This window comes from Microbispora sp. CA-135349 (genome assembly GCF_050947365.1).
Classification (GTDB): Bacteria; Actinomycetota; Actinomycetes; order Streptosporangiales; family Streptosporangiaceae; genus Microbispora.
Map to the genome: position 1 here is coordinate 7,266,526 of NZ_CP192001.1, position 14,702 is coordinate 7,281,227.

Below are 14,702 nucleotides of genomic sequence, written 5' to 3' on the forward strand. Positions count from 1 at the left end.
GCTGCGGTGCGGGCGAGGGGCGACACGGCCAGTTCAGCCGACGGGACGCGGGGGCGGGTCTGCGACCACGCCCCGAAGGGGTAAACGGGGCGAGTTACGACAACCCGGCACGGCGGGCGCGCTCGACGACGTGCCCGATGACCTCCGCGACCCGCTCGACGTCCTCCTCCACGGAGGTGTGCCCCAGGGAGAAGCGCAGCGAGCCGCGGGCCCGTACGCCGTCCTGGCCCATCGCCAGCAGCACGTGGGACGGCTGGGCCACCCCGGCGGAGCAGGCCGAGCCGGTGGAGCACTCCACGCCCTTCGCGTCGAGGAGCATGAGGAGGGCGTCCCCCTCGCAGCCGGGGAACGAGAAGTGGGCGTTGCCGGGCAGCCGGTTCACCGGGTCGCCGTTCAGCAGCACGTCGGGCACGGCCCGCCGTACGCGCTCGATCAGGTCGTCGCGCAGCGCCGACAGCCGCTCGGCCGTGGCGGGCTGACGGGCGACGGCCGTCTCGACCGCCGCCGCGAACCCGGCGACGGCGGGTGCGTCGAGAGTGCCGGAGCGGATGTCACGTTCCTGTCCGCCGCCGTGCAGGACCGGAACCGGATCGACACCGCGGGCCAGCAGCAGCGCGCCCACGCCCACGGGGCCGCCGACCTTGTGGCCGGAGACGGTCATGGCGTCCACGCCGGAGTCGGCGAACGAGACCGGAAGCTGACCGACCGCCTGCACCGCGTCGGTGTGGAAGGGGATGCCGTACTCGTGCGCGATGGCGGCGAGCACCCGCACCGGCTGCACGGTGCCGACCTCGTTGTTGGCCCACATGACGCTCACCAGCGCGACGTCGTCCGGATCACGGGCGATGGCCTCGCGCAGCGTCTCCGGATGGACCCGGCCCCGCTCGTCCACCTCCAGCAGCTCGACCCTCGCGCCGTGGTTGTCGCCCAGCCAGTGGGCGGGGTCCAGGGCGGCGTGGTGCTCGACCGAGCTGATCAGGATCCTGGGCCGCTTACGCGCCCAGAACAGGCCCTTGATCGCGAGGTTGTCGGCCTCGGTGCCGCCGGCCGTGAACACGACCTCACTCGGGCGTGCGCCGAGCGCGCAGGCGATCGTCTCGCGCGACTCCTCGACGACCCGGCGGGCCCGGCGGCCGGCCGCGTGCAGGGACGAGGGATTGCCGACCTGCCCGAGCTGGGCGGTCATCGCCTCGATCGCCTCGGGCAGCATCGGTGTGGTCGAGGCATGGTCCAAGTACGCAGCTCCCATGACCCCTCCCTGACGCGTATTCAGCTCACCAAGCGTATCCGGGTAGACGGCGGACACCGATAACGTGTCGCAACTAAACCGTCCAGACGGTACAGTAGACGGCATGCGGAGGGACGAATTGCTGGACGCGGCCGAGGGCCTGCTTCAGGACCAGGGCGCCCAAGCCCTGACCCTGGCGGCGGTGGCCGAGCGCGCCGGTGTCAGCAAGGGCGGCCTCCTCTATCACTTCGCGACCAAGGAAGCGCTCGTCAAAGGCATGGTCGAGCGCCTGATCGCCGATTTCGACGCGCTGATCGAGGCGCAGTCGGAGAGCACCTACACCCGGGCGTACGTCGCGGCGACGTTCGAGGCCGTGGAGAGCGGCCGACTACGACGATGGGCCGTGGTCACGGGCGCGGCCGGCGATCCCGAACTGCTCGCGCCGCTGCGCGAGGCGATGGTCCGCTGGATGCGGCACGGCCTGGACGACGAGCCCGACCCCCTGGCCTCCCAGGTCGTACGGCTGGCCTGTGAGGGCGTCTGGGACGCCGCCACGCACTGTGCGGAGATCATCGACTACGCCGCGATACGCGCCAGGCTGCTCGCCCTGTTGTAGCGCCGTTGTAGCGCCCCTCCGGCAAGCCCTGTCGTAGCGCGCCTGCGGCGCGCCCCCGAACTCACACCTGGTGGTCGCCCTTCCTTCCGGCTCTGCCGTGAAAGGGCGACCTGCTGGTGTCTGCCCGCTAATCCGGGACCGGAAACCCACTTGACTCACCTGGAAAGGAAGCTGTGATGACCCGCGCTTTGAGGAAGGCCCGTCACGGGGCAGTCCTCACCTTCGTCCTGGCCGGCCTGATGTGTGGAACCTTCACCGTGCGCCTCCCGGCGCTGGCCGACCGGCTCCGCCTGCCGGAGTCGTCGGTCGGGCTCACCCTGCTCAGCTGGGGGATCGGCGCGCTGCTCACCATGCAGCTCATGCGCGTCGTCCTGGCCAGGATCGGCAGCCGTGGCGTCCTGCGCGCGGCCGCTCCCCTGTGCGCGGCGTCACTGGTCCTCGTCGCCTTCGCGCCGTCCTTCCCGGTGCTGGCCGTGGCCGCCGCGCTGTTCGGCATGGCGTTCGGCGCGGTCGACGTCGGCATGAACGCCCAGGGCTCCACCGTCGAGCGCGCGTACGGCCGGCCGATCATGAGCGGCATGCACGCGGGATGGTGCGTCGGCGCGATCTCGGCGGGCCTGCTGGGCACGGCGGCCATCGCCCTGAACCTGTCCCTCACCGCCCACATCGCGGTCGTCGCCCTGGTGTCGGTGCCGGCGGCGCTGGCCCTCAGCCGCATGCACCTGCCCGACCCCGCGCCCGAGACGGCCGGAGAGAAGCCGTCCGCCCGTTCCCGGCGCAGGATGCCCGGGGTCGTCTACCTGCTCGGCGCGGTCACCTTCGCCGCGTTCATGGTGGAGGGCGTCGTCGCCGACTGGAACGGCCTGTATCTGATCGGCACCCTGCACGCCTCCGAGGCGGTCGCCGCGCTCGGCTACCCGGTGTTCGAGGCGGGCATGCTGATCGCCCGGCTGGCCGGCGACCGGCTGCGCGGCCGCTACGGCGCGCGCGGGCTGATCACGTTCTCCGGCGCCGCCACCGCGCTCGCGTTCCTCGTGGTCATCGCCGCGCCGGTGACCGTGGCGGCCGTGGCCGGGCTGTTCTTCATCGGGCTGTCGGTGGCGACGATCTCGCCGATGGCGCTGTCGCTGGCGGGCGCCGCGACGCCCGAGCCCGGTCCCGCGATCGCGCAGGCGAGCGCGATCGGCTACGCGGGCCTGCTGCTCGGGCCCGTGGTGATCGGTTTCCTGTCCGCCGCGGCGTCGCTGCGGGCCGCGATGGGCGTGGCGGTCGTCCTCGGCGCCGTCATCGCCGTGGCCGCGCGGCTGCTGCCCGCGTCCCGTACGGAGATCATCCCGCTGCCGGTCCGGTCGGGGGACGAGAAGGCCCCTCTCCGCGCGGCGGCCTGACACCCGCCGGGGCCGGCACTCCTGGCCGGCGAGACCTGGCGTCGGCGTGCCCTGCCCGCCGGCGCCAGGCTCACCCCCGGCCGGCCTCCGCTCCCGACCGCGAGATCACGTCTCCCGCCAGGACGTCGTGCACGCTGAACCGGCCGAGCTCGGCCGTCGCCGTGCTCGGGCCCGCGGCATAACGGCGGTGGTGGTCGCCGTGCCTTCCTGCCTGCCCGACCGGCGCTTTTTACTGCGTGGTGGCCATGGCCCCGGGCTTGATGGGCACTGGGGATGCCGGATGCTTTCAGACGGAACACCGTTGTTTACCGTGACATCGGGTTTGCCCGGCCGTCCACAGGCAGGCGGCCGGGAACCCACCAAGGAGTACATGAGATGCGAGCCGTAGTGATGCACGCCCCCGGAGACGTGCGGGTGGAGCAGCGCGAGGACCCGAAGACCCTCGCCCCGACCGATGCGATCATCCGGCTGTCCGCCGCCTGTGTCTGCGGCTCGGACCTGTGGCCCTATCGCGGGGTGGACAAGCACGACGGGCCGGTCCCGATGGGCCACGAGTACGTCGGCGTCGTCGAGGAGATCGGCAGCGAGGTTCGCGAACTCAAGCCGGGCCAGTTCGTGGTCGGCTCGTTCTTCGCCTCCGACAACACCTGTGAGATCTGCCGGGCCGGCTATCAGTCCCGCTGCGTGCACGCCGTCCCGATCGGCACGATCGGCACCCAGGCGGAGCGGGCCCGCATCCCCCTGGCCGACGGCACCCTGGTCGCGACCCCCGGCATGCCCGAGGCGGACCTGATCCCGAGTCTGCTGGCCGCCTCCGACGTGCTGGGCACCGGCTGGTTCGCCGCGGTCGCCGCCGAGGCCGGCCCCGGCAAGACCGTCGCCGTCGTCGGCGACGGCGCCGTCGGCCTGCTCGGAGTGCTGGCCGCCAGGCGGCTGGGCGCCGAACGGATCGTCGTCTTCAGCCGGCACGCCGACCGGCAGAGGCTCGCCGTCGAGTTCGGCGCCACCGACGTCGTCACCGAACGCGGCGACGAAGGCGTGGCCAGGATCAAGGAGCTGACCGGCGGCCTGGGCGCGCACTCGGTCATCGAGGCGGTCGGCACCCAGGAGTCGATGATGCAGGCCATCCGCTCCGCCCGCCCCGGCGGGCACGTGGGCTACGTCGGGGTCACCCACGAGGTGGAACTGCCCGGCATGGAGCTGTTCTTCTCCGGCGTGCACCTGCACGGCGGTCCGGCCCCGGTGCGCCGCTTCCTGCCGGAGCTGATCCGGCTGATCTGGGACCGCGAGATCGACCCGGGTAAGGTCTTCGACCTCGAACTGCCCCTGGAGCAGGCCGCCGACGGCTACAAGGCCATGGACGAGCGCCGGGCGATCAAGGTCCTGCTGCGTCCCTGACGCGGCGCACGGCCGGGGAGCTGAAGCAGTCGATCAGCCACCCGGCCTTCTCCACCGGCGGGCCGAAGGCGACGACCGCGATGGGCCCGCCGAAGCGGATTTCCGACGACAAGGAGTGGTTATGGAGTTGCTGAAGCGGCCGCCGACCGTCAAGGGCCCGGCCGAATGGTTCACCGGCGACGTCTGGTTCGACGTCGTCCACCGCGGCGAGGACCCTTCCAGAACGCGCGCGAACATGGTGAAGTTCGCTCCCGGTGCCCGCACCGCCTGGCACTCCCACGGTCTCGGCCAGGCTCTCTACATCGTGGAGGGTGTCGCGCTCGTCCAGTCCCGCGGCGGTGAACTGATCGAGGCCCACCCGGGCGATGTGATCTGGACTCCGCCGGGCGAGGAGCACTGGCACGGTGCCGCGCCCGACCACTTCATGGTCCACCTGGCGCTGTGGGAGGGCGACGACACGTCCTGGCTGGAGCACGTCACCGACAGCGAATACACCGCGGAACGCTCCAGCACCCGCCGGTGACCCGACGCCCGCGAGCGCCGGCCGTGCCTGCCGCCGGCTGCCCGCCACGGCTTCCGGGCCGCGCCACCCGGCCCGTGCCGCGTGTTCACGCGGCACGGGCCGAGCGCGTCACCTGCGCTTGTCGATCTCCTCGGTGAGCTGCGGAACGACCTGGTGCAAATCGCCCACGACACCGAAGTCGGCGATCTCGAACAGGGGCGCCTCGGCGTCCTTGTTGATCACGACGATGGTCTTGGAGGTCTGCATCCCGGCCCGGTGCTGGATGGCGCCGGAGATGCCGGCCGCGATGTAGAGCTGCGGGGACACGGTCTTGCCGGTCTGCCCGACCTGGAACTGGTGCGGGTACCAGCCGGCGTCGGTCGCGGCGCGCGAGGCGCCCACGGCCGCGCCGAGCGCGTCGGCGAGCTTCTCGATGATCGAGAAGTTCTCGCCCGAGCCCACGCCCCGGCCTCCGGAGACCACGATCGCGGCCTCGGTCAGCTCCGGACGGGCGCCCTTCTCCTGGACGACCCGCTCGACGATCCTGGCCGCGCGGGCGGCGTCCGACAGCGCGACCTCCACCTTCTCCTCCGCGCCCGCCGCCGCGGCGGCGACGGGGGCGGTGCTGTTCGGGCGGACCGTGATGATCGGCGTGCCCTTGGCCACGCGGCTGCGGACGTTCACGCCGCCGCCGAAGATGGACTGCTCGGCGACGAAGCCCTCGCCGACGCCCACCGCGTCCGAGATCACGCCGGAGTCGGTCTTGATCGCCAGGCGGCCTGCGATCTCCTTGCCCTCGCCGGTCGCGGCGACGAAGACCGCGGCCGGGGAGCGCTCGGCCACCAGGTGCGCCAGCACCTCGGCCTTGGGCGCCACCACGTAGTCGCCGATCTCGTCGGCCGCCGCCACGTAGATCTTCTCCGCGCCGTACTCGGCGAGCCTGGCCTTCGCGGCGTCGGAGTAGCCGGGGCCGGCCCACACGGCGGCCGGCGTGCCCAGCGACCGGGCCAGGGTCAGCAGTTCGAGGGTGACCTTCTTGACGTCACCGTCGACGTGCTCGACGAGAACCAGAATCTCACTCATCACGGGGCCCCTCAGATGAACTTCTTCGACGCGAGGAACTCGGCGGCCTTGGCTCCGCCGTCGCCCTCATCCTTGATCACGGTGCCCGCTGCACGCGGCGGGGCGGCGGCGAAGTCGACGACCTCGCTCCAGGAGTTCGCCAGGCCCACCTGGTCGGCCGCGATCTCCGCGTCGGCGACGCCGAGCGTCTCGACCGGCTTCTTCTTGGCGGCCATGATGCCCTTGAAGGAGGGGTAACGCGGCTCGTTGATCTTCTCGACCACCGACACGACGGCGGGCAGCGACGCCTCGACCTTGTCGTAGCCGTAGTCGGTGATGCGCTGGACCCTGATGGAGCCCCCCTCGACCTCGACCTTCCCGGCCAACGTGAGCTGCGCGGCGCCGAGCCGCTCGGCCAGCATCGCGGCGAGCATGCCGGTGCGGGCGTCGGTCGACTCCGAGCCCAGGATGACCAGGTCGAAGCCGATCTTCTTCAGGGCCTGGGAGATGGCGTAGGAGGTGCCGAGGGCGTCCGAGCCGTGCAGCGCGTCGTCGTGCAGGTGCACCGCCTTGTCCGCGCCCATCGCCAGGGCCTTGCGGATGGTCTCGGTCGCCTTGGCGGGGCCCATGCTGAGGACAGTGACCTCACCCCCATGGGCCTCCTTGAGCCGCAGCGCCTCCTCCACCGCGTACTCGTCGAGCTCGTTCACGACGCCGTCGGCGGCGTCGCGGTCGAGCGTCTTGTCATCGGACCTCAGCTTGCGCTCGGTCGCCGTGTCGGGGACCTGCTTCACGCAGACGACGATGTTCATGGCCGGTGGCCGACCTCCCCTTTCCGTACGGCTGACGCCGCGGTTCTCGGTACGTGGCGCGGGGTACGCGCACGTGATGCAAGACTGCCAGGTGCTCGCGGGCGTGCCTGTGCAGGTGGCCCGGGTGTCGAGCTGACCCTGGTCCCCCCAGGCGGTATGTTACCCATCGGTAGCTTATGTGCAAACCTCCGGGTTTTTACGGCCGCATTCTTCTGTTGAGGAATTCCCAGAACCCGGTCACGCCCACACTCACCCTACCGAACTATGTTCCGGAAGTGTCGCCGAGGCCCCCGCGGCGGGACCCCGGGATTCCACGCCAACCGCTCCACGGGCCGCGGCCTCGCCGAGGCCGCACGGCGTCCGTCCGGTCGGCCGCGCCGGATGCCCCGATATGTTGGCATCTCTACGCTCGATCTTGGGGGGTCTTCACCGGTGCGTGGGACGTGGCTGATCGTGGCTCTCGTCGTGAGCCTGTCCGGTTGCGGCGCGGTTCCAGGGCCGCTCCCCCGGGCGGCCGACGCGCCCACACCGGCCCCGGTCGCGTCACCGCCCGCTTCGCCGGGCACCGCCCCCACTCCCTCCGCCGCCGTGACGAACGGGCCGACCGTCGTCCAGGCGAGGCAGGCCATGCGGGAGTGGGTGCACAGGTACAACACGACGCTCCGCACGCGCAAGTGGTGGAATCAGAACGACCTGCTCGACGCGCTGTTCGTCGAAGCCGCCCTGCACGAGGGCGTGGTCGAACGCAACCATGAGATTTTCGGGTCGAAGCCGGGGCACAGGCCGATCAAGGTGACCGGCACTCCGACGATCTACCTGCCCAGGCCGGAACGGCAGCAGCCGATCGGCGAGTGGTTCATCGCGCAGGCGACCTACAAGGACGCCAAGGGGCATGCCCGCCCGCACCTGCTCGCGTTCCTCGGCACCGCCGGGCAGCCCTTCAAGCTGGCCGTCGCGACTCCGATCCACTGGGGCGAGCGGATGCCGAAGCCGCGCCTGGACGCCGACGGCTACATCGCCGACATGGACACCGACGTGGCGCGCGCGGTGGCTCAGGAGTACCTGAACTTCTGGAACAACGAGAAGAAGGAGGGCGCCTCCGGCTACCGCCTGGCCAAGGACAGCTACAGCCGCAAGGCGTTCCCCGCCGTGTACAAGGGGGCCTACGTCGAGTTCGCCGGGCACGGTTCGATCTTCGGCTTCCGTACGGCGGACGGCGGCTCGTTCTTCCTGTTCGGCCTGGTGAACAACCCCAAGCACGTCAACCAGGTGCTGAGCGAGGCGCTGCTGGTGCCCGACGGCGGCAGAACCATCCGGGAGCTCGGCGGCAACTGGTTCTCCTGACCGCCGCAGCGACGCGGCGACCGGTTCTCCCAACGGCACCGGTTCTCCCAACGGCACCGGTTCTCCCAAGGGCACCGGTTCTCCCAAGGGCACCGGTTCTCCCAAGGGCAGGGTTCAGCTGGCGAACACGAGCATGACGAGCAGGAACACGACGGTGCCGACGGCCAGCAGGAGCGTCGCCGTGCTGAACAGCGTGCTGAGCAGCGCCCACACCGCGACGGCCCCCACGCCGCCCGCGAGGTCCACCACGAGCCGCCGCCTGGACCTCCCCAGCAGCCCGAACCCCGCGTCCACCAGCAGGGCGATGCCGTAGAGCACGAGCAGGAGAAGCGACACCTCGGGCAGGTTGGCGCGGGCCGCGGCGGCGAACAGGCCGACGACCACCGCGGAGCCGATCACCCACCGGCGGTGCAGCTTCTCCCGGCGCGCGGCGCGCGGGTCGTCCACCTCTCCTCCCCGCCGGGTGCCGCGCGAGGGCCGCCGGTCACCGGGTCGCCGGTCACCGGGCCGCCACTCGCGCGTGGGCGCCTCCGACAGCGCGGGCCGGGCCGGCTCGATCCCGTCGAGCACCGGCGCGGCCTCCTTCAGGAGCCCGCCCAGCTCGGCCGTCGCCGGGCGGTCCGCCGGGTCGGCGCTCAGACACCGCTCCACGAGCGGGACGAGCCAGGACGGCACGCCCGACAGGTCGGGCTCACGGTGGACGACGCGGTAGGCGATCGCGGCGGCCGGCCCGGTCCCGTACGGCTGCCGCCCCGACGCGGCGAAGGCCAGCGTCGCCCCCCACGCGAACACGTCGGCCTCCGGTCCGGCGTCGCGGCCTTCCAGGACCTCGGGGGCGAGGTAGCCGGGCGTTCCCACGACCGCGCCCGACGCGGTGACCGAGGCCGACTCCAGTGCGCAGGCGATGCCGAAATCGATCACGTACGGCTCGCGCTCGCAGACGATCACGTTGGCCGGTTTGAGGTCGCGGTGGACGACACCGGCTTCGTGGATGGACTCCAGCGCCTCCGCCAGGCCGAGGGCGAGCCGCAGCAGGCCCGCCCCGGCGACCGGCCCGTCCTTGGCCACGACCGTGCTGAGCGGCCTGCCCTGGACGTACCGCGTCACGATGTAGGGCCGCTCCCCCGACAGTGAGACGTCCAGCACCTCGGCGACGTGCGCCCCGCGGACCCGGCGCATCGTCTCCACCTCGCGGGCGAGGCGGGTGATCGCGAACCCGTCGGCGGCCACGTGGGGATGCAGGATCTTCACCGCGACCGTGCGCCCGTCGGGGTCGAGCGCGAGATGGACCTCGCCGAACCCTCCGGAGCCGAGGGCGGAGACCAGGCGGTAGGGACCAAGCTGTTCCGGCGTGCCCAATTCGTGCCTCCCACGTCGCTCGGTGTTCCCGCTTCGCTCGGTGTTTCCCGCTTCGCTCGGTGTTCCCGTTCACCGTCGGGGCGTTCACACCCGCCGGGTCGTGCCGGAGGCGCGCCGTGAGCGCTTCCCTCGTCGCTCGGAGCCGCTCGTTCCCTGGTTCAGTCTGGCGGGACCCGGGCGGGTCAGGTCCAGAAGGTCAGAAAGCGCAGGCCGATCCTGTCCATGAGGTCCCCGATCACGCCGCCGATCAGGTTGACGACCGTGTCCTGACCCCTTTGCTTGAGATCCGCGACGATGTGGTCCACCGCCACCGACGGCGGCCGCCAGGGGACCCACGAGGCGTCCGCGGACAGCGCCGTCATGATCGCGAACAGCGCGACCGTACCGACCGCGATCGTCACGATCATTCCCGCTCCGGGGCTCCGGATCACCGCGCTCAGCGTCCGGGACACGGCCTTGCGGGGTGCCTTGCCTCCGGGCAGCAGGAACAGCCCGGCCACGAAGGCGCCCGCGGCGTACGCGGCGGCGGGATCGGGCCGCAACCCGCCGATGTAGTGGAACCCGCCCCACGCGCACATCGCGAACATCAGGGCCAGCGGCACCTGGACCACCGTCGCGAGCCCCGCCCTGATCAGCGCCCACGGCGTGCCGAGCACCGCGAAGAGCGGGTCGGCCCCGCTGCTGCCCCGCGCGGCCCGGCGGTCGGCGAGATCCCCGATCAGGTACTGCCCGACCCGCAGGCACAGCGCCGCCACGGCGGCGAACAGGCTCACCACGACCGGCAGCAGGCAGGCCAGCGCCACGAGCGTGGCCAGCAGCAGAGCCGCGAGCACCGGATGCGGGGCCCGGTAGGGGGCCCGCTTCCGCTCCGGTTCGTACCGCGGTGCGGGGGCCGGCGGCGGCGCGACCTGGGGCTCCGGGTAGCCCGCCACTCGCTGGTCCTGATACGGCGGCGGCGGGTACTGCGCGGGCTGGTACGACGGCGGGGGCGGGCCCGCCTGCCCGTACGGCGGGGCCTGTGGATGCGCGGGAGGCGGCGCGGACACCGGACGGCGCTGCCTCGGCGCCCGGGGCTCCCTGCGGGGCCGCTCCGGCTCCACGTAGTTCACCGGTGGCAACAGGTCGGAGTAGCTGTCGTCGTTCGCCGGCAGTCTGCCGGTCCGGCTCCCGTTGCCCCCGTTCACCGGGCCGCCCGTGTCCCTTCGCGCCGGCTCGTCCAGCACGCGCGTGCCGTCCAGAAGCCGAGTGCCGCCGTCGCGCGGTCCCTCGTGGGCGGTCTCCTGAAGTACGGTGACCGAGGGGTCGAGCGAACGGCTGAGCCGGAGCAGCGACGCGGCGGTGGGACGCGACGTGGCCTCGGGCGCCAGGGCGAGACGGAGCCACCCCCGCAGCCAGGCCGGCGCGACATCCACCTGTGCCTTGCCTTCGAGGATGTTGTAACAGACCGACTCGAACGTACCCGAGCCGAACGGCGCCTTCCCGGTGGCCGCGAAGAACACCGTGGCCGCCAGCGCGTGCACGTCGGCGGCCTGGGTGATCTCGGTGTCCCGGATGATCTCCGGGGCGAGGTAGCCGGGAGTGCCGACGAACATCCCCGTCTGGGTCAGCCGGGTGGCGTTGACCAGGTGGGCGATGCCGAAGTCGATCACGAGCGGCTCGCCGTCCACGAGCATCACGTTGGCCGGCTTGAGGTCGCGGTGGATGACGTCGGCCGCGTGGATGGCGACCAGGGCCTCGCACAGGCCCACCGCGAGCCGGATCACCGCGTCGTCGCCGAGCGGGCCGTCCTCCAGCACCGTCTGTTCTAAGGTCCGCCCGCGGGCGTACCGCGTCACGATGTAGGGCGCGGCGCCGGTCAGGTCGGCGTCGAGGACCTCGGCGACGCGCTTGCTGCGGACCCGCCGCATGGTCTCGACCTCGCGGGTGAGCCGGTCGCGTGCCTTGAGATCGGTGGCGACGTGGGGGTGCAGGACCTTGACCGCGACCTCGCGCCCCTCCGCGTCGAGGCCGAGGTGGACCACCCCCATGCCGCCCTCGCCGAGCTGCCGCAGCAGCCGGTAGGGCCCGATCCTCTCCGGAGCCTCGGTAGCCGACATGTCGTCCCCCGTCACCCGTTCCCCGCCTGGTTACGCAGGTCTTTCAGTCGTTCCAGTACTGATTGAACGTCTATCGTGCCCCAGAAGTGCCCTGCTGTCTGTTTACCCAGAAGGCTGGAGAGCGCGATCGCCGCCGTCAGCACGGCGAGGGCGCCGATCCCCCAGGCGAGCCCCTTCGCCGCTCCCTCACCGGGCGCCAGCGAGGCCAGCGTCCGCCGCATCTGCCTGCCCGGGCCCACCACCCCGGGCCCGGCGCAGATCGTCCACAAGGCCGTCGCGATGCCCCAGCTCAGCGCCGCGAGCCGGAGCGTGTCCGTGCCGCCGAACAGGACGGTGAGCAGCAGCGTCACCGGCAGCCCCAGGACCAGCGCGTACGGCACGAGCGCGATCGTGACGCCGATCGACTTGACGAGCTCCGCCGGACGGCCCAGCACGCGCAGCACGTCGGCCGCCGCGGCGCCCGCCGGACGGCGGGAGTTGAGGTGCGGCTGGGCCAGGTCGGCGGCCCGCAGCAGCACCGCGGCCGGAACGGCCACCAGGCACACCAGCAGCGGCGCCATGACGGCGAGAGACGTCGTCACGACGAGCAGCAGCGCGCTCGCCACGCCGTACGCCCTGGAGCGCTGCAGCAGTCCCCCGGGCGGGAACGGCATGGGCGGCACGGTCGGCGGCGGCACCCGCACCGTCGGCATGAACGGCGCGGGGTTCGGCTGGTGGACGTGCGGAGTCCGCTCGTAGATCTCGGGCGCGTGCCCGAAGAGCGCCTGGTCGCGCGCCGCCACATCTGCGTGCTGCGACGACCCGTGCTGAGGGGACCCTTGCTGAAGGGACCCGGCGCCGCGCGATGCCGGGGAGTCGCCGGTGACGGCCTGGCGCATCTCCTCGGAGGTCACCCGCCGGGTGGGGATGTCGCCCTCCGGGCGCAGCATCGGCGTGGGCCACCCGTCCGCCCGGGCATGCGGCGGCACGGACGGCCCGCCGGTCGCGGGAGCCGGGCCCGGCGCGGCGACGGCACCGGACGAGCCGGGGAACGAACCTGGGCGCGGTGCCGGACCGGACGAACCTGGAAGCGGTGCCGGGCCGGACGAGCCGGTCGGCGGCGTGCGGGGCGGCGGCATCCTGGTCGGGATGTCGCCCTCCGCCGGGCTCACCGGGGTGTCCGGCGGGGCGACCGGCCCGAGACCCGCCCTGCGCAGGTCCTCTCCCGTCACCCGTACGGTCGGGAAGGGGTCGCCGCCCTGGCCCGCCGGGGGCGTCTCACGCAGCAGCGAGACGAACTCCTCGGCCCGGCCGCCCTGCGGGGACGGCGTGACCGGCGGTGTCGCCACGGGCGCGACCGGCGGAGTGATCGGCGGCATCGGCGGCCCGCCCGGCCGGCCGACGCCGGGCGCCTGCTGACCGCCGGTGTCGTCGACGTTGGGCACGGTGGTGATCTCGTCGGGCACGCGGGGCCTGCCACCCGGAGACCGGGGCATGAGCCCCGCGAGCTGCCGTACGAGCTCGGCCGCGGTCGGCCGCCTCGCCGGGTCGCGGTTGAACGCGGCGCGCAGCATCGGCTGGATAAGCGTGGGGGCGGCCTCGACGTTGGCCCGGCCGGAGGTGATGTTGAAGAACACCATCTCCAGCGTGCCCTTGCCGAACGGCGGCTGGCCGGTGGCGGCGAACAGCACGGTGCCGGCCCAGGCGTGCACGTCCACCTGCGGCCCGGCCTCGTGGCCCTCGATGATCTCCGGAGCGAGGTAGCCGGGCGTGCCGATGAGCATGCCGGTCTGCGTGAGCCGGGTGGCGTCGACCGCCTGGGCGATGCCGAAGTCGATCAGCACGGGCTGACCGTCCAGCATCAGCACGTTGCCCGGCTTCAGATCGCGGTGGATGACCCCGGCGGCGTGCACGGTGGCGAGGGCCTCGGCCACCCCGTAGGCGACCTTCAGCACACCGTCGAGCGGCAGCGGGCCCTCGTTCTTGACGATCGCGTCGAGCGGCCTGCCCGGCACGTAACGGGTGACGATGTAGGGCCTGCGCCCGGTGACGTCGGCGTCGACGACCTCCGCGATGTGCGGCCCGCGCACCCGCCGCATGGTCTCGACCTCGCGCGACAGACGCCTGCGCGCGACGTCGTCGCCCGCGACCTCCGAGCGCAGGACCTTGACGGCCACCTGCCTGCCCTGCGGGTCGAGAGCGAGATGAACCACGCCCATGCCGCCCTCACCGAGCCGCCTCAGCAGCCGGTACGGGCCCAGTCGGTCGTCCTGATTCATTGCCTAAGCACCATACCGACTAAAAGAACGCCCATGAGTGAACCATTGCGCCACATCTCCGCTCAGCACAACGGAGAAAAGACGCCAACGGTTTCCGGGCACGGGGTCAAACCGTGAGCGCGAGGATCTCCCCCTGAGTCGCCGCGGCCAGCGCCTCGCCGGAAAGTGCCAGCTTGGAGCGGCGGACGCCGCTGCCGATCACCACGGAAGGCCGGCGGATCACGTTTTCGTCAACGAGCACCGGCCAGCCCTCGGGCAACCCGATGGGAGTGATGCCGCCATACTCCATTCCGGTCAGATCGACGGCCTCCGCCTGCGGCGCGAAGGACGCCTTCCGCGCGTCCAGGTGGCGGCGCACGATCCCGTTGATGTCGGCGCGCGCGGTGGCGAGCACCATGACGGCGGCGTACCGCGTCTCCCCGCCCCGCTTGGCCGCGACGACGACGCAGTTGGCCGAGTCCTCCATCGCCACGCCGTACCTCTCGCAGAAGGCGGCGGTGTCGGAGAGCTCGGGATCGATCTCGGCGACCTCCACCGTGAGGTCGAGGGAGGCGACGGCCTTGGCGACGGGATCGGCGAGCAGGTCCGGCCGATCGGACGCGGGAACCCATTCGAGCGGCATTCAGCCCTCCTTGTCGG

General features: G+C 72.3%; 13 protein-coding genes. 5 read left to right on the plus strand and 8 right to left on the minus strand.

Annotated elements, in window-relative coordinates:
- Positions 1–94: 94 nt before the first annotated feature.
- On the minus strand, positions 95–1,249 hold the full coding sequence (locus tag ACQPZZ_RS33505) for a cysteine desulfurase family protein (RefSeq protein ID WP_363643921.1): 1,155 nt from the start codon (positions 1,247–1,249) through the stop codon (positions 95–97).
- A gap of 103 nt (positions 1,250–1,352) precedes the next feature.
- Between ACQPZZ_RS33505 and ACQPZZ_RS33510 the strand changes: the two genes are divergently transcribed.
- The 3 genes from ACQPZZ_RS33510 (at position 1,353) to ACQPZZ_RS33520 (ending at position 4,630) form a co-directional block, all read left to right on the plus strand.
- On the plus strand, positions 1,353–1,844 hold the full coding sequence (locus ACQPZZ_RS33510) for a TetR/AcrR family transcriptional regulator (protein WP_432925698.1): 492 nt from the start codon (positions 1,353–1,355) through the stop codon (positions 1,842–1,844).
- Positions 1,845–2,020: 176 nt separating this feature from the next.
- Entirely contained in the window at positions 2,021–3,232 is a 1,212-nt protein-coding gene (locus ACQPZZ_RS33515; RefSeq protein WP_432925700.1) for an MFS transporter, read from the plus strand.
- A 375-nt stretch (positions 3,233–3,607) separates the two neighbouring features.
- Positions 3,608–4,630 (plus strand): zinc-dependent alcohol dehydrogenase family protein, encoded by a 1,023-nt coding sequence (locus ACQPZZ_RS33520; protein ID WP_432925702.1) that lies wholly within the window; start codon positions 3,608–3,610, stop codon positions 4,628–4,630.
- Here ACQPZZ_RS33520 and ACQPZZ_RS33525 read toward each other — a convergent pair.
- The gene (locus tag ACQPZZ_RS33525; protein ID WP_432925704.1) at positions 4,608–4,742 is read right to left on the minus strand and encodes a hypothetical protein; all 135 of its coding nucleotides are present in this window, start codon (positions 4,740–4,742) and stop codon (positions 4,608–4,610) included. The two genes, ACQPZZ_RS33520 and ACQPZZ_RS33525, sit on opposite strands and share 23 nt — an antisense overlap.
- Positions 4,743–4,751: 9 nt before the next feature.
- Here ACQPZZ_RS33525 and ACQPZZ_RS33530 point away from each other — a divergent pair, with 9 nt between their 5' ends.
- On the plus strand, positions 4,752–5,153 hold the full coding sequence (locus tag ACQPZZ_RS33530) for a (R)-mandelonitrile lyase (RefSeq protein ID WP_363643914.1): 402 nt from the start codon (positions 4,752–4,754) through the stop codon (positions 5,151–5,153).
- Positions 5,154–5,261: 108 nt separating this feature from the next.
- Here the strand turns inward: ACQPZZ_RS33530 and ACQPZZ_RS33535 are convergent, their stop codons facing one another.
- Entirely contained in the window at positions 5,262–6,215 is a 954-nt protein-coding gene (locus ACQPZZ_RS33535; protein ID WP_363643912.1) for an electron transfer flavoprotein subunit alpha/FixB family protein, read from the minus strand.
- 11 nt (positions 6,216–6,226) lie between these two features.
- Positions 6,227–7,006, minus strand: a complete 780-nt coding sequence (locus tag ACQPZZ_RS33540; RefSeq protein ID WP_432925707.1) for an electron transfer flavoprotein subunit beta/FixA family protein — start codon at positions 7,004–7,006, stop codon at positions 6,227–6,229.
- Between the two features lie 453 nt (positions 7,007–7,459).
- Between ACQPZZ_RS33540 and ACQPZZ_RS33545 the strand changes: the two genes are divergently transcribed.
- Complete coding sequence (locus ACQPZZ_RS33545; RefSeq protein ID WP_432925709.1) at positions 7,460–8,350, plus strand: hypothetical protein; 891 nt, start codon at positions 7,460–7,462, stop codon at positions 8,348–8,350.
- Positions 8,351–8,464: 114 nt separating this feature from the next.
- On the opposite strand, the gene ACQPZZ_RS33550 is transcribed toward ACQPZZ_RS33545, so the two are convergent.
- The 4 genes from ACQPZZ_RS33550 to ACQPZZ_RS33565 all read right to left on the minus strand — a co-directional run bounded on the left by ACQPZZ_RS33550 (position 8,465) and on the right by ACQPZZ_RS33565 (position 14,685).
- A complete protein-coding gene (locus ACQPZZ_RS33550) occupies positions 8,465–9,709 on the minus strand; it encodes a serine/threonine-protein kinase (RefSeq protein ID WP_363643906.1) in 1,245 nt (414 codons plus the stop codon).
- Positions 9,710–9,891: 182 nt separating this feature from the next.
- A complete protein-coding gene (locus tag ACQPZZ_RS33555; protein WP_432925711.1) occupies positions 9,892–11,805 on the minus strand; it encodes a serine/threonine-protein kinase in 1,914 nt (637 codons plus the stop codon).
- Positions 11,806–11,816: 11 nt separating this feature from the next.
- Positions 11,817–14,063: a protein kinase domain-containing protein gene (locus ACQPZZ_RS33560; protein WP_432925713.1), complete on the minus strand. Its 2,247-nt coding sequence runs from the start codon at positions 14,061–14,063 to the stop codon at positions 11,817–11,819.
- 106 nt (positions 14,064–14,169) lie between these two features.
- Positions 14,170–14,685 carry a YbaK/EbsC family protein gene (locus ACQPZZ_RS33565; RefSeq protein WP_363643900.1) on the minus strand — a complete coding sequence of 172 codons (516 nt, stop codon included), beginning with the start codon at positions 14,683–14,685 and terminating at the stop codon, positions 14,170–14,172.
- Between the last annotated feature and the right edge of the window lie 17 nt (positions 14,686–14,702).

Excerpts from the sequence above, each read along its gene's own strand:
- ACQPZZ_RS33505 (WP_363643921.1), bottom strand. The coding sequence starts at position 1,249 with ATGGGAGCTGCGTACTTGGACCATGCCTCGACCACACCGATGCTGCCC.
- ACQPZZ_RS33510 (WP_432925698.1), top strand. The coding sequence starts at position 1,353 with ATGCGGAGGGACGAATTGCTGGACGCGGCCGAGGGCCTGCTTCAGGAC.
- ACQPZZ_RS33515 (WP_432925700.1), top strand. The coding sequence starts at position 2,021 with ATGACCCGCGCTTTGAGGAAGGCCCGTCACGGGGCAGTCCTCACCTTC.
- ACQPZZ_RS33520 (WP_432925702.1), top strand. The coding sequence starts at position 3,608 with ATGCGAGCCGTAGTGATGCACGCCCCCGGAGACGTGCGGGTGGAGCAG.
- ACQPZZ_RS33530 (WP_363643914.1), top strand. The coding sequence starts at position 4,752 with ATGGAGTTGCTGAAGCGGCCGCCGACCGTCAAGGGCCCGGCCGAATGG.
- ACQPZZ_RS33535 (WP_363643912.1), bottom strand. The coding sequence starts at position 6,215 with ATGAGTGAGATTCTGGTTCTCGTCGAGCACGTCGACGGTGACGTCAAG.
- ACQPZZ_RS33540 (WP_432925707.1), bottom strand. The coding sequence starts at position 7,006 with ATGAACATCGTCGTCTGCGTGAAGCAGGTCCCCGACACGGCGACCGAG.
- ACQPZZ_RS33555 (WP_432925711.1), bottom strand. The coding sequence starts at position 11,805 with ATGTCGGCTACCGAGGCTCCGGAGAGGATCGGGCCCTACCGGCTGCTG.
- ACQPZZ_RS33560 (WP_432925713.1), bottom strand. The coding sequence starts at position 14,063 with ATGAATCAGGACGACCGACTGGGCCCGTACCGGCTGCTGAGGCGGCTC.
- ACQPZZ_RS33565 (WP_363643900.1), bottom strand. The coding sequence starts at position 14,685 with ATGCCGCTCGAATGGGTTCCCGCGTCCGATCGGCCGGACCTGCTCGCC.